Origin of the sequence: Bacteroides sp. AM07-18 (assembly GCF_003602695.1) — a bacterium.
Classification (GTDB): Bacteria; Bacteroidota; Bacteroidia; order Bacteroidales; family Bacteroidaceae; genus Bacteroides; species Bacteroides uniformis.
Window position 1 is genome coordinate 334873 of sequence record NZ_QTLM01000003.1, and the last position, 22528, is coordinate 357400.

Here is a 22528-nt window from a genome sequence, read left to right on the forward strand (position 1 = left end):
ATACTTATGAAAACAGTTTATTTGGCATTAGGCTTATTGCTGTTGCCCGGAATGTTGTGGGCACAAGGTTCGGAGAAAGAGAACGAATTCACCATGTCGATGCAAATCAGACCCCGTGCAGAATACCGTAACGGAGCACAGTTACCACGTTTCGAGGGAGACAAGGCTGCTTCATTTATCAACAACCGTGCACGTCTTTCCATGGAGTATAAACGTTCGGATTTGAGTATGAAGATTTCGGCCCAACATGTAGGCGTATGGGGGCAGGACCCGCAGATAGACACTAACGGGCGTTTCATTATGAACGAAGCATGGGCAAAACTCAACTTTGGTGCCGGTTTCTTTGCACAACTGGGGCGCCAGACCTTGTCTTATGACGACGAACGTATTTTGGGAGGGCTGGACTGGAATGTGGCCGGTCGCTATCACGATGCATTGAAGTTGGGCTATGCCAAGAATGCCCACCAACTGCATTTCATTCTTGCCTTCAACCAGAACAAGGAAAAGGCAAAAGGCGGTACCTATTATTATGACGGTGCACAACCTTATAAGAATATGCAGACCCTTTGGTATCATTATGCGGCGCAAACCCCCAACCTTGATGTCTCTTTGTTATTCATGAATCTGGGCCTGGAAACCGGTGATGCAGAAACAGAAACTTCCCATACCCGCTATTTGCAGACGTTCGGTACTTACGTGACTTATCAGCCGGAATCGGGAAATTGGCTACCTGTGCAGGCTGCTTTCTATTATCAGACCGGAAAGAACAAGAATGCGCAGAGTGTATCTGCCTTTATGGTAAACGTGAAGGCTGCCTATGCCATAGACAAGCAATGGAGTGTGAGCTTGGGTTATGATTATCTGAGTGGCAGTGACGGGAAAGGTGACAAGTTCAAAGCATTCGATCCTCTTTACGGAACACATCATAAGTTCTATGGAGCGATGGACTATTTCTATGCTTCTGCTTGGCAGGGAGTAGCTCCCGGTTTGCAGGATGCCCAGTTGGGTGTCAACTTCAAGACATCCAAGCAGGTGAGTATGCAACTGAATTATCACTATTTTGCTACTGCTGCCAAGCTGGATGATGTAAAAAAGGGATTGGGTTCGGAGATGGACTATCAGCTTGACTGGAATGTGATGAAGGACGTGAAGCTTTCTGCCGGTTACTCCATTATGCGGGGTACGAAGTCTATGGACGTGGTGAAAGGCGGCGACCATAAACGCTGGCAGGATTGGGGCTGGGTATCTGTCAACATCAATCCGAGAATCTTGTTTGTAAAATGGTAGTTTAGATATACTCTTTCAGAGCTGCTTCATTCAATACCTCAATTTTCTTACCCGTCATTAGGATAATACCTTCTTTGGTCATCTTATTGATTTCCTTTGAAAGTGCCGGGCGGGTTACATTGAGGTATTCTGCCAGCTCAGATTGGGTATGCGCAATGGTGATGCTGGTAGAGTTGGAAATTCTGTTTTCAAACAGATAGACGACAAACCTTTCGCGGACTGTTTTGCGGGAAAGGGTTTTTAATCGCGAAACCGTGCAGGCATTGCAATTTCCCGTTATGCAAAGGAAGTTGTGCAGCACTTTGGGATCCTGGCTGATAAGCTTGAAGGTGGATTCTTTGGTGGCAGTGAATAGGATACAGTCTTCAATGGCAGTAAAAGTTGCCGGCAGTGTGGTGTTGCTGCCGAAGAGATGGGGAGTGGCAAAGGCCCGGGGGGCAACGATGTATTCTACCATAACTTTATTGCCCAGACCGTCTATAATATCTACACGCAATTTACCTTCCAATAGTATATATAGCTTCTTGCAGGGGGTGCCTTGCCGGGCAACTATATCTTTCTTGTCTATAGAATAGACTGAATATTCCAGTTTCTCAAGCAGCGATTGCTTGATATTATGTGGCAAATCCCTTAGTAGAGGGATTTGGAACAACAACTGTTCGTACTTTTCATCCAGTAGAATCTTTTCCATAGCTTTTTATTCTTGGACAAAGGTAAGAATAATATATAAGTGCGAACGTTTTTTATAAATACTTTTGGGCGGAGACTGCATTTATCCGCATTTCCTTCTCTTCCATTCGGATGCACCCTTCGCTTGCCAGTTCCGATAAGGCACGTGCCAGCGAGGGACGCGCCACTCCCAGTATTTGTGCCACTTCCTGCTGGTTGAGTATCGTGCCATGCATGCGTAGATAGTTCAGTATACGCGATTTCAGACTTTGTAGGGCAAAGGCATTTAGCTTTTTGGAGAGAAATAGGGTTCTGTCCGATACCAGTTGCAGAAAGTTGCGCATCACAGCGGGGTGTTGATGCAGGAATTCCAGGAAAATGTTCTTGTTTATAACGAGTATCTCACATTTCTCTTTAGCTTCGATATTTACCGGGAAGCGGTTTTCGGAGGCAAAGACAAAAGCCGGGGCAAGCAGTTGCGGGGCTTTCAGCGTTTCGATGGTGAGTTGCTTCCCCTCCGCACTGACCATTTGGGTACGCACACTGCCGTTGCACAATATGAATAGAGAACGATATGCTTCTCCCTGCATGGCAATGAAGTCAGCAGGTTTGTATTGCCTGTGTGCATGTTCGGGTGCCAGGATGAGGGATAATAATTCTTCTTCTGTTATGTCTTGGAAAGGAGGCATTTCCAATAATGTATGGATTTCCATTCTTTTTTTACTTTTTTGTGATTCGATGTAACATTCGTGACAGTTTGTGCGTTGTAGAACTCTCATCTTTGCACAAAGATAATGCAAATCGAATGCAATAGAACATAAGCCTGCTTATTTTTATTGCTGAGGTGCTGCTTATCTTATCAAAAGATTATGCAAACTTTTAAATGAATAGGAATATGGAACCAAACATGTTTTGTTATCAATGTCAGGAGACAGCCAAAGGAACCGGCTGTATATTGAAAGGTGTATGTGGAAAAGAAAGTCATACGGCTCAAGCTATGGACTTGTTACTGTTTGTAGTCAGGGGTATCTCTGTTGTTGCCGATACATTACGCAAGGCAGATTCTCCAGTCTCTGAAGAAGTGAATATTTTTGTGACGGATGCTTTGTTTTGTACTATCACGAATGCGAATTTCGATGATGAAAGCATCTTGAAACGGGTGGATAGGGGACTTGCTTTGCGTAATGGATTGATTCAAGAGGCCAAGCACAACAAAGTGTTCCTACCCCAAGTAGATGAACTGACTTGGCAGGGAACGCGTGACGACTATGCCGAGAAAGCGAAGACAGTAGGTGTTCTGCGTGAACAGAATGAAGACCTCCGTTCGTTGAAAGAATTGCTTGTCTATGGTTTGAAAGGTATGGCAGCTTATCTGGAGCATGCTATGCGCTTGGGATTCAATGATGATACAGTTCATGTTTTCATGCAGCGTGCACTGGCTACCATTGCGGTTGAGTCTCTATCGGCAGAGGAATGGGTGAAGCTGGTTCTCGAAGCTGGTGAGTTCGGAGTAAAGACAATGGCTCTACTGGATGCTGCCAATACCGGTACTTACGGTAATCCCGAAATTACAAAGGTGAATATCGGTGTGAAGAATCGTCCGGGAATTTTGATTAGCGGCCATGACTTGAAGGATATGGAAGAATTATTGAGACAGACAGAAGGTACGGGGATAGACGTCTATACACATGGTGAAATGCTGCCTGCCCACTATTATCCTGCTTTCAAGAAATATTCTCATTTTGTAGGCAACTATGGCAATGCCTGGTGGAAACAGCGTGAAGAATTCACTTCCTTCAACGGACCGATTCTGTTTACCACCAACTGCATCGTTCCTCCTTTGGCTAATGCAGTGTATAAAGAGCGTATGTTCATCACCAACTCTACCGGTTATCCGGGTTGCAAGTATATCGATAAGGATGCGGAAGGCAGGAAAGACTTCTCTGAAATCATAGAGATTGCCAAACAATGCCAGCCGCCGGTGGAGATAGAGCATGGAGAGATTATCGGTGGTTTTGCCCATAACCAGGTACTGCAACTGGCAGACAAGGTGGTAGATGCCGTGAAGACCGGAGCCATACGCCGCTTTATCGTAATGGCAGGCTGTGACGGACGTATGAAGAGCCGCGATTACTATACGGAGTTTGCCAAAGCCTTGCCGCAAGATACCGTTATCCTGACCGCAGGTTGTGCCAAATACCGCTATAATAAACTTGGTTTGGGAGACATCAACGGCATTCCCCGTGTATTGGATGCCGGACAGTGCAATGACAGTTATTCACTGGCCGTGATAGCCATGAAGCTGAAAGAAGTATTCCGGCTGAATGACATCAACGAACTTCCCATTGTCTACAACATAGCATGGTACGAACAGAAGGCGGTTATTGTATTGTTGGCATTACTGAGTCTCGGGGTGAAGGATATTCACTTAGGCCCCACATTGCCCGCTTTCCTTTCTCCGAATGTTGTGAAGGTACTGGTTGATATGTTTCATATCGCAGGTATCGGTAGTGTGGAAGATGATTTGAAAAAATTCGGATTATAAATAAAGATGGTAGGGTGTTATATCACCCTATCACTTTATCCTTTTATCACGTTATTTATCGCTTCTTCCGTTCCGCAGAATGGCCCGTGTGATTGTAGTTTTATGGTGCACATGGCGGCAGCAAAGCATCCCGCTTCCCGGTGGGATGCACCTTTGTTGCGCATATACAGATACCCCACCATATAGGTGTCTCCACATCCTGTTGCATCTGTAATCTGAAGGGCAGGATAGGCGGGGATTTCGTGAAATTCTCCTTGGGCATATATCAGCGAACCTTTATCTCCCAGGGTCAGCAGCACTTCCTTGACGCCCCAGTCTGCAATCAGCAATGCGGCTTCGTGCGGTTCACTGCATCCGGTCAGTACTTCCATTTCAGCTTCGTTGGCTTTCAGAATATGGATATACTTCAATGCTTCTTTCTTTTCCGGCCAGTCTACTGCCAGCACTTTTTCATTATCCACTTTGCGGAGAAATCCCTGCACATCTACCGAGAGGAGTCCCTTTCCGGACAAGAACTTGATGACCTCCAAAGAGAAGTCGTCGGCAAGCAGACTGCCCAAGTGGATAATCCGTGCATCGGTATCTTTCAAACCTTCCACGGTGAAAGGGTCTGCTTTTGCCGTGACACGTTGTGTACGTTCGTTCTGGTTTTCTCCATAAATATTCTCGAAACAGACGGAATGTGTGCTGTGCAAGGCTTTGACGGAAATACCTTCTTTCCGAATGTCTTCCACAATGCCCATGTCAGTATCAGCCAAAGCTGTTACCAATAAAAAATCGTTAGCATTCAAGTGCTTGATGGCATGTGCGAAGTAGAAGGAGGTGCCTCCCGGCATATATATGGTATTTTTAGGGGTTACGACTTTATCTTGGGTAATATAACCGATGCAACATAGACTGTGTGTGTTCATTTCTTTGTTGGCTTTTTATTGCTTTATTGTATTGATTCCGTAAATTGGGCGCGAAGATAGTGATTTAATAACAATTCGACTATATTTGCAGCTGTAAATGTAGCCTCATTGAATATGAATTCATTAAAAACGAAAAGAGTACGTATGATAGTTGGCATTATAGTGGGTATTGTGGCTGTTGCGGTCATAGTGGGATTCGTTTTTGTCAATCAGCCGAGTTTCGGGAGGGCTCCTCAAGGAGAACGGTTGGAGAGGATTAAGAAGTCGCCTCATTACAAAGACGGAGAATTCCGGAATCTGCACAGTACGATGATGATGACTTCCCAAAAGGGACGTTTGGGAGCTTTCTGGGGATTCTTGTTTAAGCAAGAAACCGATTTACGTCCTGAAAAAGAGATTCCGGTTATAAAGACGGACCTCAGCAAGATAAGCAAGGACGAGAATGTATTGGTATGGTTCGGACATTCATCCTATTTTATCCAGATAGACGGAAAGCGTATACTGGTAGACCCCGTATTTTGTGGGGCTTCTCCGGTTTCGTTTGTAAACAAGCCGTTCAAGGGGGCGGATGCCTACAAGCCTGCCGATATGCCGGAGATTGACTATCTGGTGATATCACATGACCATTGGGATCATCTGGATTATGAAACGGTGATGCAGCTGAAAAATCGGGTAGATAAGGTGGTCTGTCCTTTGGGGGTAGGTGAACATTTCGAGTATTGGGGATTTGAGAAATCATCCCTGGTTGAGCTGGATTGGTTTGAAGATACTGTACTGGATAAGGGATTTCTGCTTCATTGCTTGCCCGCCCGGCATTTTTCGGGCCGCTCGTTGAAAGCGAATCAGGCACTATGGGCCTCTTTCCTTATCGAAACCCCTTCGCAGAAGATTTATATGGGCGGTGATAGTGGATATGATACGCATTTTGCCGAAATAGGCAAGCAATATCCTGGCATTGACCTTGCCATATTGGAGAATGGGCAGTATAACGAAGATTGGAAATATATCCATACCATGCCCCAATATTTGGGACAAGTGGCCAGGGACTTGAATGCGGAAAAGATTCTGACTGTCCATCATTCCAAATATGCTTTGGCTAGACACCGCTGGGACGAACCGTTGAAGAATGCCATGAATCTGAAAGAGAAAGACTCTTTGAACGTGTTGATGCCTATTATAGGGGAAGTGGTCCGGTTAAAATAATGAACGATATTGATTAGCTATTGACGAGTTATTAACGGAAATATATATCCCTATCGAAAATAAAAGTAAGATAATATGTTGGAATTACCCGAAGTTATCACCCTGAGCAAACAAGTGAACAACGCCTTGAGCGGTAAAACAATCACGCAGGTATTCAATGCCACCAAACCGCATAAGTTTACGTTCTATAACGGCAATCCGTCGGAGTATGGTAAACTGCTCGTAGGTAAAACCATCCTTTCATCCGAAGGATATGGCATGTTTGTCAATTTCAATCTTTCGGATAATGTGATCATGAATATAGGCGACGGAGTCAGTGTCCGTTATTACAATGCGGGAGATAAGATTCCTGCCAATTACCAGTTGTTGCTGACGTTTAATGATGATTCATTCCTTGTCTTCACGGTTGTAATGTATGGTTTTATCAATGTTTATCCTGATAGCTATATCGACAATAAGTACTATAAATTGAGTCGGGAAAGCATTTCGCCGTTGAGCGATAAATACACCGAAGCGGAATTTGAGAAACTCGTTGCCGAAGCAAAGAAGACCCTCTCTGCTAAAGCTCTATTAGCAACCAATCAGCGTATTCCTGGTGTAGGTAACGGCGTAACGCAGGATATTCTGTTCAATGCACGGATAAATCCCAAACAGAAAGTGCTACTTCTGTCGGATAATCAGAAAGACGTTCTTTTTAATGCTCTAAAAGAAACATTGGTGGATATGACGTTCGAGGGCGGACGCGATACGCAAACAGATCTTTATGGCAACGCCGGAGGTTACAAAACCATTCTTTCTGCCAAAACATGGAAGAATCCTTGTCTCCGTTGTGGCAGTACCATCATAAAAGAGGCTTATATGGGTGGTTCGGTATATTATTGCCCAACGTGTCAACAGATAAAAGAATAAATGTCCACATTCTGTTAGCTCCCTTTATGTACGATGCAAGGAATTAATATTCTGTATAACAGTTTATTAATTCCTTGTATCGCATTCTGTTAATATCGTGTCTACACGATATTCGTATCCTGCGAACACGATATGAATATCTTCTTTTCTTTATACTTTGTACGGACAAAAGGGGTGTTTTATAAAGCCCGCCCTTTGTAAACGTTTGACTGGGACAATGGAACCAGGACTCCGTTCAGCGTCAGGGTATTCGAATTGAAGTTCGGGCTGATTCTTGCCGATGCATTATTGCCGCCGTTGGTCAGTGTGATATACACTTGTGCGGATATTCCGATGCCTTGTACGCTGAAGCTGCAATTCACGTTTCCCTTTTTGTCGGTCGTGATTTTCATTTCCTTTCTGCTGCCGTCCACTGTGATGCCGCCTATTCCGTTGGGGCCTGCAAGGGCATTGTTGGCAGCTATTTGTACGGATGCGTGTTCACCGTCCATCAGAACGAAGTTTGTTGTCGATGAAACAAATGCGCTCCGTCCTCTCTTGAACACCAGCTGGTCTGCTTCCAATACAAACTTGCCCTCTTTCAATGCCTGGACGGCAATGGCATAGTTCCTTTCATTTTCTGCTTTTTCGCGTGCTTTCTGGGCTTCGCGTTGGGCTTTACGCTCTGCTTGGCGTGTTTCGCTGCTACTCTGTGCATACATCAGGGTCGATGCACTTACCAACACCAGTGTGATTAATGTAATGATTCGTTTCATAATTGTTCTTTGTTATTTAGTTAAGACCTTCTGGTTGATTAACAAATGAAAAGCCAAAAAGATGCAGCTTGAATCTTAAATAAGCGTAAGACTTAACACTTCTTTGGTTTTGTTGGAAGTTTGTATTAAATTTCTTCCAAGGCATAATACTGGTAATCCCGGAGAATGGTCTGAAGAAAGTTTTCCGGGTTACTGTCATGAGGAGTGATGGAGAGAAGTTCCTGCACTTTTTTCGCAAGGGAGGCAATGCGGCGTGTACGGTCTTTCTTACCCGATTGCAGGGTCCGAGTAATGACGTTGATTTGCTCCAATGACAAGTCGGAAGCTTGTGGATAGGTAGGCCGGTAGTCTTTGGTCAGGTAGTCGAACTCATCGAGGCTGACGTGTATCTTGCGGTAATTCTTTTCCTTGATTACCATGGTGCCGGCAGCAAGGTCGCCCATTCGCTGGCTGTTTTTGGTCAAAAGGACGACCAGAAGTCCCAGGCCACCGGTCACCGGTCCGTCGATAGGAAAGAGAAGCCATCGGAGCAGGTACGAGCCTATGCCGGGCGTGGAACCGTCTGCTTTTACGACACGGATGTTCATCAGCCGCTTGCCGAGACTTTGTCCCTGGTTGAACATTTCGCAGAGAAATGCGTAAAACAAGACCGGCAGGTAGACGATAGTGAGGAAGAAAAGCATCGTGAAATCAGAGGGCAGATGAATCCGTGAAAACAAGGCCAAAGTAGAAAATACATAGAATCCGAGCAGAATATAGTCTATGACCAGTGCAATGAGCCGTTCACCGATACTGGCAGGCGTTTGACTGATGCGGACAAACTGCCCGGTGATAATTGTAGATTCTGCCATTCCTGATAAAACATTTTTAGTATTTCATTGCAAATATATCATTATTCTCTTATTTTTGTTACCGATTTCAGACAAAACTTCTCTGAAATATTCATGGGGTATGAAAGAAGTGACGTTTATCCGGCGGAACATCGAAAAATGGAAACAAGCAGAAAAAATAGTGGAGCAGGCGGACAGTCTGTCTCCCGATGAGCTTGCCGACGCATATACGGAGCTTACGGCAGACCTGGCTTTTGCCCAAACGCATTTCCCCGCTTCCCGCATCACTATCTATCTGAACAATCTTGCCTCGGCATTGCACAACCACATTTATAGAAACAAGCGCGAGAAATGGTCAAGAATTATCACCTACTGGACCCGTGAAGTGCCTTCGGCCATGTACGATGCACGCCGTGAGTTAGTGGCTTCCTTCATTATATTTGTGGTCAGCGCATTGATAGGAGTGGTATCTGCTGCCGGAGACCCCGATTTTGTGCGTTTGATTTTAGGAAACTCTTATGTGGATATGACTTTGAACAATATCGCTAATGGTGAACCCATGGCTGTATATAATGGTTCCTCCGAGTTCCCCATGTTTCTGAGTATCACGCTGAACAATATCATGGTCTCCTTCAACTGCTTTGCCATGGGGTTGCTGACCAGTTTTGGCACCGGATACATGCTCCTTAACAATGGTATCATGATAGGGGCTTTCCAAACCTTCTTTTATCAGCACGACTTGCTTTGGGAGTCCTTCCTTGCCATTTGGCTGCACGGGACACTCGAAATCTGGGCGATTATTGTAGCCGGTGCCGCCGGTCTTGCCCTGGGCAACGGATGGCTCTTTCCCGGAACCTATTCAAGGCTGGAATCTTTCAAACGGGGAGCCAAAAAAGGACTGAAAATAGTGGTGGGTACGGTACCCGTATTCATCATGGCAGGATTTATAGAAGGATTCGTTACCCGCCATACCGAACTTCCGGATGCTTTGAGGTTCGGCTTTATTCTACTCTCTTTGTCGTTTATCTTTTTTTATTATATTTATTTACCTAACAGAAAGAAGCATGGAAGCACAGAAACCTAAAATCGCACTGTATGTACAACGTTCTTTTGGAGAGAAACTAACTGCTACCTTTGATTTTATCAAAGAGAATTGGAAGCCGTTGATGAAATTCACCACATATCTGATGTTGCCGCTTTGTCTGCTTCAGGGACTGAGCTTGAACGGGCTGATGAGCGGTACAATGGCTCTGGGTGATATGACCGGAGGCTCGTTCGACTCTTCTGTTGTCGGAGCGTCCATCATGGCACTGGTGACTTATTACAGTCTGTATGCCGTTCTCTATCTGCTAGGAACTGTCATGCTGACCTCTTTGGTCTACGCATTGGTCCGTACTTACAATGAACGGGAAGAACGCTTGGAGGGAGTGACGTTAGGGATGCTGAAGCCCTTGTTGTTCCGTAATGTCAGAAGGGTATTTCTGATAATGATTATCGGTGTGCTTTTGGTGCTGTTTGTAGGGCTTATTGTTGGTTTTATAGCCACCGTCATTCCGTTCATGGCGATTGCGTTCTTGTTCGTTCTGCTCGTTGTGGTGGTGTCTGTGCCACTTGCTATTTGGGCTCCAGTCTATCTGTTCGAAGATATCTATATCATAGATGCCTTGAAGAAGGCCTACCGACTGGGTTTCGCTACCTGGGGAGGTATCGTACTGATTTCCATTGTTATGGGATTCATCGCCGCCATCTTGCAGGGAGTGACGATGATTCCATGGTATATCGGGACTATTGTGAAATATATCTTTGCAATGACTGATGCAGGTGGCGGTGCCACTGTATCGGCAGCCTATAGCTTTGTGCTTTATCTGCTGGCGGTGGTCCAGGCATTCGGCGTTTATATGTCCATGATTTTCTCATTGCTGGGACTGGCTTATCAATACGGTCATGCTTCGGAAAAGATAGATTATGTGATGGTGGAGAGTGATATTGACAATTTTGATAAACTCTGATAACGGACTATGAATATGGCTCCGGCTGATACACTGGTTTGTGATACTGCACAGGTTGCCGCTTGGCAGTCTGACCCGGCGTTTGCTTACAGTCGTGAGTTGATAGCTCCCGAAATTAATGTACTTGAGTGGTTCAGCAGATGGTTCGGCAAGCTGCTGGACAAGATATTCGGGAATACGTTGGTGGCAGAATATTCGGAGGTCGTATTGATATGCATTGCCGTTCTTATCCTGGTATTGGTCATTTGGTTTGTGTACAAGAAGCGTCCGGAACTGTTCATGCGTTCGCGCAAGAGTACCCTGCCCTATACAGTGGGGGAGGACACCATCTATGGAGTGGATTTTGCGGAAAGAATTGCCGATGCGCTTGCCCGGACGGATTATCGGGAGGCGGTGCGTTTGCTCTATCTGCAGACGCTGAAACAGCTCAGCGATGGAAAACGTATAGACTGGCAGTTATATAAAACGCCAACACAATATATCTATGAAGTCCGTCTGCCAGCTTTCCGCCAAATGACCAACCATTTTCTACGAGTACGTTACGGAAATTTTGAAGCGACCGAAACTTTGTTCCATGCGATGCGGGATTTGCAGAAAGAAGTGGAGAAAGGAGGGGCGGCATGAAGGGGAACCATTGGTTTATAGCCGGTATCATTGTTTTTCTGGTGTTGATGTTTGCGATAGAGTGCCGTCTGCCAAAGAAGTTTGTCTGGAACCCTACGTTCAGCCATTATGACAAGCAACCGTTCGGCTGTGCCGTGTTCGATAGCCTGCTGTCTTCATCGTTGCCGAAGGGATATTCGTTGTCGAGAAAGACTTTTTATGAACTGGAGCAGGAAGATACGACGCTCCGCCGCGGAATACTGGTTGTTACCGATAACCTGCATTTGACGGATGTAGATGTGGAGGCGATGTTGAAGATGGCGGGACGGGGAGACCGGATTATGCTGGCGGGGAGCTCTTTCAGCCGTATTTTGAAAGATACGCTGGGATTTGAGTGCAGCTATTCCTATTTCAGTCCGTCGGCTTTGAAAAAATATGCCACTGCATTGCTTTCGAAAGACAGTTTGTGCTGGGTGGGGGATTCGGCGGTTTATCCGCAGCAGACTTTCTGTTTCTATCCCCAACTTTGTCAGTCTTATTTCTTTGCAGATTCCATTTCTAGTAAAGTGTTGGCGGAAAAAACTGTTACCGGAGAAGCTGCTCATCCGGTTGCCATGTCGGTTTCTTGGGGAAAGGGGGAAGTTATACTGGCTTCCACTCCCCTGCTTTTTACGAACTATGGTGTGCTGGATGGGAAGAATGCGGCTTATCTTTTTCGTATATTGTCCCAGATGGGTGGATTTCCCATTGTCCGTACCGAAGGCTATATGAAAGAAACAGCCCAGGTACAGATGTCTCCTTTTCGCTATTTCCTTTCGCAGCCGCCGCTTCGCTGGGCATTGTACTTGAGTATGGTTTCCATCCTGCTCTTTATGATATTTACAGCCCGCAGGAAGCAGCGCGCCATTCCGGTTATCCGCGAACCGGAAAATAAGTCTTTGGAGTTTGCAGAGTTGATAGGTACTCTTTATTATCAGAAGAAGGACCATGCTGACTTAGTCCGCAAGAAATATCTCTATTTTGCGGAGGAACTGAGGAGGGAAATACAAGTGGATGTGGAGGAAGTGGCAGAGGATGAGCGCTCTTTCGGCAGGATTGCCCGGAAGACGGGTATGGAAGCGGGGGAAATAGCCGCGTTCATCCGCGAGGTGAGGCCGGTGGTGTACGGAGGGCGCAGTATCTCTGAGGAAGAGATGAAACGGCTTATTGATAGAATGAATGAAATAATCAATCATATATAAAGAAGATATTTATGGAAGAGAACACAGAAAAACGGGTGGACTTGACTCTCTTTTCCGAGAAGATACAAGCGTTGAAGGACCGGATTGCTACGGTCATAGTGGGGCAGGAGCAGACGGTGGACCTGGTGCTGACGGTTGTCCTGGCAAACGGTCATGTGTTGCTGGAGGGAGTGCCGGGGGTGGCAAAGACACTGCTTGCCCGTCTGGTGGCACGCTTGATTAAGGCGGACTTCAGCCGCATTCAGTTTACTCCGGACTTGATGCCGAGTGACGTGTTGGGTACTACGGTCTTCAACATGAAAACCAATGACTTTGACTTTCATCAAGGACCGGTGTTTGCCGACCTCGTGCTGGTGGACGAGATAAACCGCGCTCCCGCCAAGACGCAGGCAGCCTTGTTCGAGGTTATGGAAGAACGGCAGGTCAGCATTGACGGTACCACGCATCAGATGGGAGAACTCTATACGATTCTGGCAACCCAGAATCCGGTGGAGCAGGAGGGGACTTATAAGTTGCCTGAAGCGCAACTGGACCGCTTCCTGATGAAAATAACCATGGGATATCCCTCATTGGAGGAGGAGGTGGACATCCTGGAGCGCCACCACGCCAATGCTTCGTTGGTGAAGTTGGAGAGCCTGGCGCCCGTGCTCACAAAAGAAGAACTGCTTTCGTTGCGCAGGCTGATGGAACACGTGTTTGTAGACCGCACGCTGCTTCAGTACATCGCGTTGATTGTACAGCAGACGCGTACCAGCAAGGCTGTATATTTAGGAGCTTCTCCGCGTGCGTCCGTGGCAATGATGCAGGCCTCCAAGGCATATGCACTGTTGCAGGGACGTGACTTTGTGACACCGGAGGATATTAAGTTCGTTGCTCCGTATGTGCTTCAGCATCGCTTGATATTGACAGCGGAAGCCGAGATGGAAGGCTATTCGCCGGTAAAGGTGACGCAACGTCTGATTGATAAGGTGGAAGTGCCGAAATGAGATTAGGCCGCCGATTCTATATTGCTCTTGTTCTGATAGTCCTGCTGATGGGTATCGGGTACGTCTTTGCTCCATTCTTTGCAATCGGGCAGTGGGCGCTTTTTGTTTTGGCGGTGTCGGCGCTGGTGGATGGGGTGATGCTCTATCGCATTCGCGGCATCCGGGCATTCCGCCAGTGTGCTACCCGCTTCTCCAACGGAGATGAAAACACCGTGAACATACGTGTGGAGAGCAGTTATCCGCATCCGGTGGCTGTGGAAGTGGTGGATGAGATTCCTTTTGCATTCCAGTTGCGGAATATTGATTTCCGGATGAGGCTCCAGGCGAATGAGGGCAGGACGATTACGTATCATCTGCGTCCTACGCGGCGGGGGATTTACTCTTTCGGACGGATTCGGGTGTTTGTGGCAGGCAGAATGGGATTGCTTTCCCGCAGATATACTTGCGATGCTCCGCTGGATGTCAAGGTATATCCGTCCTATCTGATGCTCCATCGGTATGAGTTGCTTGCTATCAGCGACAACTTGACGGAATTGGGCATCAAACGTATCCGCAGGGTGGGGCATCATACGGAGTTCGAACAGATAAAGGAGTATGTGAAAGGCGACGATTACCGCACGATAAACTGGAAAGCAAGCGCCCGGAGGCACGAACTTATGGTAAATGTCTATCAAGACGAGCGTTCCCAGCAAATCTATAACGTGATAGACAAGGGGCGGATTATGCAGCAGGCATTTCGCGGGATGACCTTGCTGGACTATGCTATTAATGCCTCCCTGGTTCTTTCGTACGTTGTCATGCGGAAGGAGGATAAAGCCGGACTGGTAACGTTTAATGAGCACTTTGATACATTTATCCCCGCCTCCCGACAGCCCGGACAAATGCAGGCGTTATTGGAGAACCTTTACAGCCAGCAGACTACTTTTGGGGAGACCGACTTTTCCTCATTGTGCGTACATTTGAACAAGCGCGTCAACAAACGCAGTCTTTTGGTGCTGTATACCAATTTTTCCGGCATCGGCAGCTTGAATCGCCAGTTGGCTTATTTGCAGCAGTTGAACCGCCAGCACCGGTTGCTGGTCATCTTCTTCGAAGATGCCGCTCTGAAAGAGTACGTCGCCACTCCTGCGAGGGATACGGAAGGGTATTACCGCCATGTCATTGCCGAGAAATTTGTATTCGAGAAACGGCTGATAGTCTCCACCTTGAAGCAGCACGGCATCAGTTCTGTACTGACTACACCGGAAAATCTTTCTGTGGACGTGATAAACAAGTATCTGGAGATGAAGTCACGTAGCCAGATATAAAAACAGTAACTAAGGTTATATAATCCGTAATAAGGGTAGTGAAGATGTCTGGATTTTCCTCTAATTTTGTAATTGGTATATTGTGAAGGTGTGGAAAACATATCCTTAAGATTTTATATATCTGAAGTTACAATAATGAGAATGACTTTATAGGTGATGAAAGACAATACATTGGACATAAAGACCGTATGTGAATGTAACCGGTGCCTGGGATGTAAAACGTTGCATCCTCAGGTAAGCATTATTAATCTGGAAAATCCTAGTGTGTATCAGGATGCTGTGAAGTTTGAATTCTATGCCATCCTACTGATTGAGGACTGTGAAGGGGATTGTGACTGCTGCGGACGGAAATATTATGATTATTCCAATGCTACGATGGTATTTCTTACTCCCGGCGAGATATTCCGGATGAACAAGAACAATACGCTTCCGGACAAAGGTTGGCTGCTGGCATTTCATCCCGATTTATTGCTTTGTACTACGTTAAAGAATCATATCGACAACTATACTTTCTTTTTCTACCGCAAGGAGGAGGCGTTGCATCTGTCACAGCGCGAAACGGCCAAAGTGACGTGTTGCCTTGAGAATATTGATGATGAACTTCATCATTCCATTGATATGCATAGCAATACCATCTTGTCCCGTCACATCGAATTGCTGCTGGATTATTGCTCACGTTACTATGAGCGGCAATTCATCACCCGTGAGAATAAGAACAAGATGATTCTGGGGAAAATGGAAGGGATATTGGACGAGTATATCACTTCCGGAAAGTTGCAGGAGGGGAAGCTGCCCACTTCCGGATGCTGTGCCGAAAAACTGAATCTTTCGACGGCTTACTTTGATGATTTGCTGAGGTTTGAGACGGGTAAGACATTGGCTGAATACTTCCAGTTCAAATGCTTGTACACGGCCAAGAAAATGTTATCGGAAGGTGGTAATACACCTGCTGCCGTAGCGCGTCGGCTGGGCTATCCGAGTGTGCAATATTTCAGTCTGGTGTTTAAGAAAGCAACGGGAGTTGCACCGAATGAATATAGATATTCACAAAATTGAGATGATGCAGATAGAATGAATTTATTAGACCAAAATATTTTATAATGGAGACCAAAGCTATATTTTTAGATGTAGACGGAACATTGGTGAGTTTCGACACTCACCGCGTTCCGCAGTCGGCTATCGAAGCGTTGCAGCAAGTTCATGAATCCGGTATAAAAATCATAATAGCAACTGGGAGGGCGTTTACCGATCTTCACGAACTTGAAGAGATTCCATACGATGCAGTGATAGCTTTGAATGGGTCCGATTGTGTACTGAGAGATGGCACTCCTATATCTCGTAAACAGATTCCCGAAAAGGATTTTCAGAGGGTACTGGTATTGGCTCAACATTATGGGTTTGCTCTGGCTATCGAAACGAATAAAGGTATTTTTGTCAACGAACTCAACCCGACCGTCATCGAATTGGCCAGGCTGGTCAATCACCCTACACCGCCGGTGGCAAACATCGAAAAAGAGTTTATGGGAGGCGAATGTTGTCAGTTATGCATATATTGTGATGAAGAAATGGAAAAAGAAGTAATGGCACAACTTCCCGGACTTTCTGTTTCCAGATGGAACCCTTTCTTTGCGGATGTCAATGTGGCGGGAGTAAACAAGGCTATGGGTATCAATGAGTTTGCTTCCTATTATGGATTTGATGTTTCAAGAACCATCGCTTTTGGTGATGGCGGGAATGATATTTCCATGATTCGTGCAGCCGGGATGGGAATAGCTATGGGAGGAGCTTCCGAGGCTGTGAAAAGCGTTGCCGATTATATAACGGAGACGGTGGATGAGCATGGTATCCGGAACGCTCTGGTTCATTTTGGTATTGTGGAATAAAAATCGGCTGTCAAAACTTATGAAAACTATAGTCAGTGAATATTATGCTTTTAGAAAAACTGCTTAAAGAATTTAATTTTAGCATCAATACTTTTAATTTGGAGGAATCTAAGTTATTTGACCGATATTTTGAGCGGATATTGATTGGTAAAGATACATTTTTGATTAAGGAAGGAGAAATAGAAAGATATAGTTATTTCGTTTATGATGGGATGTTACGTTGTTGGCTTTTGAATCATAAAGGGGAAGAGCAGATTTTTTGGTTTTGTAAAGAAGGTACGTTTTCAATGTCGAACATATCTTTTACCTTACAAACAAAATCTGCATTTAATGTGCAGACAATTGTAGATAGCGTTATTTACCGAATAGACAAGAAGCGAGTAGATGAACTGTATACTGCTATTCCTAAGGTGAAAACCGTATTTGAAGATTTGAATGCCATACTACTGAATAAGCTCTTGAAAAGAAATATCGACTTGATTAAATATTCTCCTGAACAGTATTATCTACAGATGATTGAAGAATATGGCATTACATTAAACTATATCCCACTCAAAGATATAGCTTCTTATTTGGGTATCACGCCGCAAGCACTAAGCAGAATCCGTAAACGTGTTTTTTAACCTGGGTTCAGTGTATTGAATGTATAAGTTCCGAACTTTGCGGCTTTAAATAGCAATTACAATTATGATTAGAAAAATTAAAGTTACGGATTATCCACGTTTGATAGAAATTTGGGAAAGTGCAGTATTGAGTACACATGATTTTCTTAAAGAGGAAGATTTTCTGTACTATAAGGAACAGCTTCCGGTATATTTTCAGTATGTCACTCTATTCGGATTTGAACAGGAGGGAATCTTAATCGGATTTATGGGAATTGCAGAAGGAAATCTTGAAATGTTGTTTATTGACAATAATTATCGAGGCACAGGAATTGGGAAAAAACTGGTTACTTATGCCATAAATCATTTGCAGGTAACGAAAGTCGATGTGAACGAGCAGAATATTCAAGCTGTCGGTTTTTATAAATATATAGGCTTTAACGTATACAAAAGGTCTGATTTGGACGGAGAAGGTAAAGAATATCCTATTTTACACATGCAGTTGTAGTTCGTAAGTCAGACCCCGATTTTAAAAATCATCATTTTTGCCAGCACTACTTTTTCTTCTCATATTCGGTTTTAACTATCTGACAGCAAGAATTTAACCACGTGTTTTTTTTCGTTTCTCGTTTATAATAAATAACATTTGTTAATGTCTATTTCGGGCTTATTTTCCGTTTTCTTTGTGCAAATATGGTGATTAAGGGGCGAACTCCGTTGTCTATAGTGCCGGAAGTATGGCTTTTGCTCCCCGTATATGGGCACTTTTTCCCTTCATGTCCTGTGTGTAATGCAGAGAAGCTTGGCGCATAATTCCCGAAACCTTATTACAAAACTTCGTCCCACGCATGTGTGCTCGCCGGTTTGCCTGCGTGAACCGTTGAGCCCACGTGCGTGGGACGAGGGTTTACATGAACCTTCATAATAAAAAGCATGGGACATACGTGGATTCTGCCTATACCTTCTTCCAGTTTTGTCCCTATCCGGAGGACGGTCTGCCCATTCATTGCTGCTCAGTTTCTTATTCTTGTGATGTAAGTCTGAGAAAGCTGAAACTCGAAAATTGCTTATGCACCGGATATTTCGGGTCCCCATTTTTGCCGGAGCGAGAAAAAGAAAAAGCTCTGAAATCCTTGAATTTCAGAGCTTTGCTTTAATTTGCTATTTGCTTTCGCGGTGCGTACGGGACTCGAACCCGTGACCCCATGCGTGACAGGCATGTATTCTAACCAACTCAACTAACGCACCATTATTTCATTCTTTCGTTGCTATCTCTCTTGATTGCGGTTGCAAAGGTAGGCATTTCTTTGATATCTGCAATAGCTATGGCGAACTTTTTTCCAAGCGTTTTGTGCTGTATTTGCTTTATATCCTCATATTGAGAAGATTGGAAAAATAAGAGAAAAGTAAATTTAACAACTGTTTAGAAATACGTTTATGCACTGTTTTATTCTTGATATGAAAACCTTTCCTGGAGAAAACGAAACATTTCGGAGCTTGTTTTAAACTTCTTGCTCGAAAAGTTCGTTGTTTTGCAATAAATCGTTATTTTTGCGAACTCAAAACGAGAATGTTGTAATTTGAAAAATGATAAAAAACATTTTAGGATGATGAAAACAGCCAAACTGTTGCTACACTGCCCTGACAAACCAGGCATATTGGCAGAAGTAACAGACTTTATAACGGTGAATAAAGGTAATATTATCTATTTGGATCAGTATGTAGACCATGTAGAGAATATCTTTTTTATGCGTATTGAATGGGAATTGAAAGATTTTCTGGTGCCTCAGGAAAAGATTGAGGATTATTTTGCCACTTTGTATGCACAGAAATATGAGATGAATTTCCGTCTCTATTTCTCCGATACAAAACCGCGTATGGCTATCTTTGTTTCAAAGATGTCCCATTGCTTGTTCGACTTGTTGGCGCGTTACACCGCTGGTGAGTGGAATGTGGAGATACCTCTTATTATAAGCAATCATCCCGATTTGCAGCACGTGGCCGAGCGTTTCGGTATTCCTTTCCATCTTTTCCCCATTACCAAAGAGACAAAGGAGGAACAAGAGAAGAAGGAAATGGAGTTACTGGCAAAGCATAAGATAACTTTCATAGTGCTGGCGCGCTACATGCAGGTCATTTCCGAGCAAATGATAAACGCTTATCCCAATAGGATAATCAACATTCATCACTCTTTCCTTCCGGCATTTGTGGGAGCGAAGCCCTATCATGCTGCGTTTGAACGTGGAGTGAAGATTATTGGAGCTACCAGCCACTATGTTACCACAGAGTTGGATGCCGGTCCCATCATAGAGCAGGATGTGGTGCGTATTACACACAAGGACACTGTGCAGGATTTGGTGAACAAGGGTAAGGACTTGGAAAAGATTGTGCTTTCTCGTGCTGTTCAGAAGCATATTGAACGCAAGGTGTTGGCATATAAGAACAAAACGGTAATATTTAATTAGTTGATAGTTGATAATTGATAGTTGATGGTGGGGAACTTGTCATTACCTTTCAATTATTACCTTTCAATGGTCAATTCTCAATTAAAAAAATGAAAGTTGCAGTTATCAAATATAATGCAGGCAATATCCGCTCGGTGGATTATGCTTTGAAGCGCTTGGGGATAGAGGCGGTGATTACGGCGGATGAGGCTGTGCTGCGTGCTGCCGATAAGGTTATCTTTCCCGGTGTGGGAGAGGCGGAAACTACGATGAGCTTTTTGCGTGCCGGTGGTATGGATCGGCTGATAAAAGAGTTGCGTCAGCCGGTGCTGGGCATTTGCCTGGGCATGCAGTTGATGTGCCGCCACTCTGAAGAGGGAGACGTGGATTGCCTGGGGATTTTTGATACTGACGTAAAACGTTTCATTTCGCAGAGGCACGAGGATAAAGTACCTCATATGGGATGGAATACCATTGCCCGGACGAATAGCGGACTTTTTAAAGGCTTTACTAAAGAAGAGTTTGTCTATTTCGTACATAGTTTCTATGTGCCAGTCAATGATTGTACGGCAGCCGTGACGGATTACATTCATCCGTTCAGTGCCGCTTTGCATAAAGACAATTACTACGCCACACAGTTCCATCCGGAAAAGAGTGGAAGTGTGGGAGAGCGTATTTTGCGGAATTTCCTGGAACTGTAAATCGTCAAATCGTAAATAAAATGATAGAACTGATTCCCGCTATTGACATTATTGACGGAAAATGTGTACGCCTTTCCCAAGGCGATTATGACAGCAAGAAGGTGTACAACGAAAATCCTGTGGAAGTGGCCCTGGAGCTGGAGGCTCATGGTATCCGTAGACTTCATGTGGTCGATTTGGACGGTGCGGCTTCCCATCATGTGGTAAACTACCGCACGTTGGAACAGATAGCTGTGCGTACGTCTCTTATTATTGATTTTGGAGGTGGGGTGAAGAGTGATGAAGATTTGGTGATAGCTTTTGAGAACGGTGCGCAGATGGTGACCGGCGGCAGCATTGCTGTGAAGAATCCCGAATTGTTCTGTAAGTGGCTTCAAATGTATGGCTCCGAGAAGATTATTCTTGGTGCTGATGTGAAAGAGCATAAAATAGCCGTCAATGGTTGGAAGGATGAGAGTGGCTGCGAACTGTTTCCGTTCTTGAAAGACTATGTAGAGAAGGGGGTCCGTAAGGTTATCTGTACTGATATCAGTTGTGACGGAATGCTGCAAGGACCATCGATAGCGTTGTATAAGGAGATACTGGAGCACCATCCTGAACTCTATCTGATAGCCAGTGGAGGCGTAAGCTGTGCCGATGATATACGCCATTTGGAAGTTGTCGGCATACCTGCCGTTATTTTCGGTAAGGCTCTGTACGAAGGCCGCATCACCTTCAAAGAGTTGGAAAACTTTGTTAGTTGAAAGTTGAAAATTAATCACTTATAACTTATAACTCAAACCGCCGTGTTAGCAAAAAGAATCATTCCTTGCCTCGACATTAAAGATGGGCAGACCGTGAAAGGTACCAATTTCGTGAACCTCCGCCAGGCGGGCGACCCGGTAGAACTGGCGCGTGTTTATAGTGAGCAGGGTGCCGACGAACTGGTTTTTCTCGACATCACAGCTAGTTTTGAAGGCCGTAAGACTTTCACTGAATTGGTGAAACGTATAGCTGCGAATATCAGCATTCCTTTTACAGTAGGTGGAGGCATTCATGAACTGGGTGACGTGGATAGGCTACTGCATGCAGGTGCCGATAAAATCTCCATCAATTCCTCTGCTATCCGCCGTCCCGGATTGATAGACGAGATTGCGAAGAACTTCGGTTCTCAGGTTTGCGTACTGGCCGTTGATGCCAAACAGACAGAGAAGGGATGGTGGTGCTACTTGAACGGTGGCCGTGTGGAAACGGATAAGGAACTGTTTGCGTGGACAAAAGAAGCCCAGGAACGTGGCGCGGGCGAGATATTGTTCACCAGCATGAATCACGACGGTGTCAAGACCGGTTATGCCAATGAAGCGCTTTCCAGCCTTGCCGACGGATTGTCCATCCCCATCATTGCATCGGGAGGGGCAGGTGCCAAAGAGCATTTTCGTGACGTCTTTTTGCAGGGAAAAGCAGATGCTGCCTTGGCAGCCAGTGTTTTTCATTTCGGAGAAATCAAAATTCCCGAATTAAAATCGTATCTTTGTGCCCAAGGAATTGCGATGAGAAGATGAAGGTGAGTTTACGATTGGACGATTTACGATTTACGATTGGGATTACTCAAGCAAATCATAAGTCTCCAGTCACTTAAAGTAATATCAATCGTAAATAGTAAA

At 45.0% G+C, this 22528-nt stretch carries 23 protein-coding genes and 1 tRNA gene; 18 read left to right on the forward strand and 6 right to left on the reverse strand.

Annotation, left to right across the window (positions count from 1 at the left end; genetic code table 11):
* The first annotated feature begins 6 nt into the window (after positions 1-6).
* Positions 7-1287, forward strand: a complete 1281-nt coding sequence (locus tag DW096_RS07285; protein WP_117963283.1) for an alginate export family protein — start codon at positions 7-9, stop codon at positions 1285-1287.
* A 1-nt stretch (position 1288) separates the two neighbouring features.
* Here DW096_RS07285 and DW096_RS07290 read toward each other — a convergent pair whose 3' ends face one another.
* Both DW096_RS07290 and DW096_RS07295 read right to left on the reverse strand, forming a co-directional pair.
* Positions 1289-1978, reverse strand: a complete 690-nt coding sequence (locus DW096_RS07290) for a Crp/Fnr family transcriptional regulator (RefSeq protein WP_005832420.1) — start codon at positions 1976-1978, stop codon at positions 1289-1291.
* A 52-nt stretch (positions 1979-2030) separates the two neighbouring features.
* Positions 2031-2669: a Crp/Fnr family transcriptional regulator gene (locus DW096_RS07295; RefSeq protein ID WP_005832417.1), complete on the reverse strand. Its 639-nt coding sequence runs from the start codon at positions 2667-2669 to the stop codon at positions 2031-2033.
* 182 nt (positions 2670-2851) lie between these two features.
* Between DW096_RS07295 and hcp the strand changes: the two genes are divergently transcribed.
* On the forward strand, positions 2852-4501 hold the full coding sequence (gene hcp, locus DW096_RS07300) for a hydroxylamine reductase (protein ID WP_005832415.1): 1650 nt from the start codon (positions 2852-2854) through the stop codon (positions 4499-4501).
* 35 nt (positions 4502-4536) lie between these two features.
* On the opposite strand, the gene DW096_RS07305 is transcribed toward hcp, so the two are convergent.
* Positions 4537-5412, reverse strand: coding sequence for a PfkB family carbohydrate kinase (locus DW096_RS07305; RefSeq protein WP_005832412.1), 876 nt, complete (start codon positions 5410-5412; stop codon positions 4537-4539).
* Between the two features lie 114 nt (positions 5413-5526).
* Here DW096_RS07305 and DW096_RS07310 point away from each other — a divergent pair, with 114 nt between their 5' ends.
* Positions 5527-6615, forward strand: coding sequence for an MBL fold metallo-hydrolase (locus tag DW096_RS07310; protein ID WP_305000171.1), 1089 nt, complete (start codon positions 5527-5529; stop codon positions 6613-6615).
* A gap of 75 nt (positions 6616-6690) precedes the next feature.
* Positions 6691-7524, forward strand: coding sequence for a DNA-formamidopyrimidine glycosylase family protein (locus tag DW096_RS07315; protein ID WP_005832407.1), 834 nt, complete (start codon positions 6691-6693; stop codon positions 7522-7524).
* Between the two features lie 179 nt (positions 7525-7703).
* On the opposite strand, the gene DW096_RS07320 is transcribed toward DW096_RS07315, so the two are convergent.
* Complete coding sequence (locus DW096_RS07320) at positions 7704-8279, reverse strand: DUF4251 domain-containing protein (protein ID WP_008664890.1); 576 nt, start codon at positions 8277-8279, stop codon at positions 7704-7706.
* 125 nt (positions 8280-8404) lie between these two features.
* Positions 8405-9130: an RDD family protein gene (locus tag DW096_RS07325; protein WP_044468227.1), complete on the reverse strand. Its 726-nt coding sequence runs from the start codon at positions 9128-9130 to the stop codon at positions 8405-8407.
* A 100-nt stretch (positions 9131-9230) separates the two neighbouring features.
* On the opposite strand from DW096_RS07325, the gene DW096_RS07330 reads away from it, so the two are divergent.
* From DW096_RS07330 to DW096_RS07375, 10 genes are all read left to right on the forward strand, one after another.
* Complete coding sequence (locus DW096_RS07330; RefSeq protein WP_044468228.1) at positions 9231-10193, forward strand: stage II sporulation protein M; 963 nt, start codon at positions 9231-9233, stop codon at positions 10191-10193.
* Positions 10174-11118 (forward strand): hypothetical protein, encoded by a 945-nt coding sequence (locus tag DW096_RS07335; RefSeq protein WP_005832395.1) that lies wholly within the window; start codon positions 10174-10176, stop codon positions 11116-11118. The genes DW096_RS07330 and DW096_RS07335 overlap by 20 nt, the downstream gene beginning before the upstream one ends.
* Positions 11119-11127: 9 nt before the next feature.
* Positions 11128-11742 (forward strand): DUF4129 domain-containing protein, encoded by a 615-nt coding sequence (locus tag DW096_RS07340; RefSeq protein WP_009038199.1) that lies wholly within the window; start codon positions 11128-11130, stop codon positions 11740-11742.
* Positions 11739-12962: a DUF4350 domain-containing protein gene (locus DW096_RS07345; RefSeq protein ID WP_117866752.1), complete on the forward strand. Its 1224-nt coding sequence runs from the start codon at positions 11739-11741 to the stop codon at positions 12960-12962. The genes DW096_RS07340 and DW096_RS07345 overlap by 4 nt, the downstream gene beginning before the upstream one ends.
* An 11-nt stretch (positions 12963-12973) precedes the next feature.
* Complete coding sequence (locus DW096_RS07350; protein WP_005831454.1) at positions 12974-13948, forward strand: MoxR family ATPase; 975 nt, start codon at positions 12974-12976, stop codon at positions 13946-13948.
* A complete protein-coding gene (locus tag DW096_RS07355; protein WP_005831453.1) occupies positions 13945-15255 on the forward strand; it encodes a DUF58 domain-containing protein in 1311 nt (436 codons plus the stop codon). The genes DW096_RS07350 and DW096_RS07355 overlap by 4 nt, the downstream gene beginning before the upstream one ends.
* Positions 15256-15411: 156 nt before the next feature.
* A complete protein-coding gene (locus tag DW096_RS07360) occupies positions 15412-16311 on the forward strand; it encodes an AraC family transcriptional regulator (RefSeq protein ID WP_016274303.1) in 900 nt (299 codons plus the stop codon).
* Positions 16312-16355: 44 nt separating this feature from the next.
* Positions 16356-17138: a Cof-type HAD-IIB family hydrolase gene (locus DW096_RS07365; RefSeq protein ID WP_118264325.1), complete on the forward strand. Its 783-nt coding sequence runs from the start codon at positions 16356-16358 to the stop codon at positions 17136-17138.
* A gap of 44 nt (positions 17139-17182) precedes the next feature.
* Positions 17183-17761, forward strand: coding sequence for a Crp/Fnr family transcriptional regulator (locus tag DW096_RS07370; RefSeq protein ID WP_057089040.1), 579 nt, complete (start codon positions 17183-17185; stop codon positions 17759-17761).
* 64 nt (positions 17762-17825) lie between these two features.
* A complete protein-coding gene (locus DW096_RS07375; protein WP_057089038.1) occupies positions 17826-18248 on the forward strand; it encodes a GNAT family N-acetyltransferase in 423 nt (140 codons plus the stop codon).
* A 666-nt stretch (positions 18249-18914) separates the two neighbouring features.
* Here DW096_RS07375 and DW096_RS07385 read toward each other — a convergent pair.
* A tRNA-Asp gene (locus DW096_RS07385) sits at positions 18915-18988 on the reverse strand.
* Between the two features lie 359 nt (positions 18989-19347).
* Here DW096_RS07385 and purU point away from each other — a divergent pair.
* The 4 genes from purU to hisF all read left to right on the forward strand — a co-directional run bounded on the left by purU (position 19348) and on the right by hisF (position 22426).
* Positions 19348-20205: a formyltetrahydrofolate deformylase gene (gene purU / locus DW096_RS07390; RefSeq protein ID WP_005831431.1), complete on the forward strand. Its 858-nt coding sequence runs from the start codon at positions 19348-19350 to the stop codon at positions 20203-20205.
* Between the two features lie 89 nt (positions 20206-20294).
* A complete protein-coding gene (hisH, locus tag DW096_RS07395; protein WP_016274335.1) occupies positions 20295-20885 on the forward strand; it encodes an imidazole glycerol phosphate synthase subunit HisH in 591 nt (196 codons plus the stop codon).
* A 20-nt stretch (positions 20886-20905) separates the two neighbouring features.
* Complete coding sequence (gene hisA / locus DW096_RS07400; protein WP_005831427.1) at positions 20906-21628, forward strand: 1-(5-phosphoribosyl)-5-[(5-phosphoribosylamino)methylideneamino]imidazole-4-carboxamide isomerase; 723 nt, start codon at positions 20906-20908, stop codon at positions 21626-21628.
* Between the two features lie 42 nt (positions 21629-21670).
* Entirely contained in the window at positions 21671-22426 is a 756-nt protein-coding gene (gene hisF, locus DW096_RS07405) for an imidazole glycerol phosphate synthase subunit HisF (protein WP_120028691.1), read from the forward strand.
* Positions 22427-22528 lie beyond the last annotated feature (102 nt).

What these genes read in the sequence shown, in the direction of transcription:
- DW096_RS07285 (WP_117963283.1), top strand. Translation starts at nt 7, where the DNA reads ATGAAAACAGTTTATTTGGCATTAGGCTTATTGCTGTTGCCCGGAATG.
- DW096_RS07290 (WP_005832420.1), bottom strand. Translation starts at nt 1,978, where the DNA reads ATGGAAAAGATTCTACTGGATGAAAAGTACGAACAGTTGTTGTTCCAA.
- DW096_RS07295 (WP_005832417.1), bottom strand. Translation starts at nt 2,669, where the DNA reads ATGGAAATCCATACATTATTGGAAATGCCTCCTTTCCAAGACATAACA.
- hcp (WP_005832415.1), top strand. Translation starts at nt 2,852, where the DNA reads ATGGAACCAAACATGTTTTGTTATCAATGTCAGGAGACAGCCAAAGGA.
- DW096_RS07305 (WP_005832412.1), bottom strand. Translation starts at nt 5,412, where the DNA reads ATGAACACACACAGTCTATGTTGCATCGGTTATATTACCCAAGATAAA.
- DW096_RS07310 (WP_305000171.1), top strand. Translation starts at nt 5,527, where the DNA reads ATGAATTCATTAAAAACGAAAAGAGTACGTATGATAGTTGGCATTATA.
- DW096_RS07315 (WP_005832407.1), top strand. Translation starts at nt 6,691, where the DNA reads ATGTTGGAATTACCCGAAGTTATCACCCTGAGCAAACAAGTGAACAAC.
- DW096_RS07320 (WP_008664890.1), bottom strand. Translation starts at nt 8,279, where the DNA reads ATGAAACGAATCATTACATTAATCACACTGGTGTTGGTAAGTGCATCG.
- DW096_RS07325 (WP_044468227.1), bottom strand. Translation starts at nt 9,130, where the DNA reads ATGGCAGAATCTACAATTATCACCGGGCAGTTTGTCCGCATCAGTCAA.
- DW096_RS07330 (WP_044468228.1), top strand. Translation starts at nt 9,231, where the DNA reads ATGAAAGAAGTGACGTTTATCCGGCGGAACATCGAAAAATGGAAACAA.
- DW096_RS07335 (WP_005832395.1), top strand. Translation starts at nt 10,174, where the DNA reads ATGGAAGCACAGAAACCTAAAATCGCACTGTATGTACAACGTTCTTTT.
- DW096_RS07340 (WP_009038199.1), top strand. Translation starts at nt 11,128, where the DNA reads ATGAATATGGCTCCGGCTGATACACTGGTTTGTGATACTGCACAGGTT.
- DW096_RS07345 (WP_117866752.1), top strand. Translation starts at nt 11,739, where the DNA reads ATGAAGGGGAACCATTGGTTTATAGCCGGTATCATTGTTTTTCTGGTG.
- DW096_RS07350 (WP_005831454.1), top strand. Translation starts at nt 12,974, where the DNA reads ATGGAAGAGAACACAGAAAAACGGGTGGACTTGACTCTCTTTTCCGAG.
- DW096_RS07355 (WP_005831453.1), top strand. Translation starts at nt 13,945, where the DNA reads ATGAGATTAGGCCGCCGATTCTATATTGCTCTTGTTCTGATAGTCCTG.
- DW096_RS07360 (WP_016274303.1), top strand. Translation starts at nt 15,412, where the DNA reads ATGAAAGACAATACATTGGACATAAAGACCGTATGTGAATGTAACCGG.
- DW096_RS07365 (WP_118264325.1), top strand. Translation starts at nt 16,356, where the DNA reads ATGGAGACCAAAGCTATATTTTTAGATGTAGACGGAACATTGGTGAGT.
- DW096_RS07370 (WP_057089040.1), top strand. Translation starts at nt 17,183, where the DNA reads ATGCTTTTAGAAAAACTGCTTAAAGAATTTAATTTTAGCATCAATACT.
- DW096_RS07375 (WP_057089038.1), top strand. Translation starts at nt 17,826, where the DNA reads ATGATTAGAAAAATTAAAGTTACGGATTATCCACGTTTGATAGAAATT.
- purU (WP_005831431.1), top strand. Translation starts at nt 19,348, where the DNA reads ATGATGAAAACAGCCAAACTGTTGCTACACTGCCCTGACAAACCAGGC.
- hisH (WP_016274335.1), top strand. Translation starts at nt 20,295, where the DNA reads ATGAAAGTTGCAGTTATCAAATATAATGCAGGCAATATCCGCTCGGTG.
- hisA (WP_005831427.1), top strand. Translation starts at nt 20,906, where the DNA reads ATGATAGAACTGATTCCCGCTATTGACATTATTGACGGAAAATGTGTA.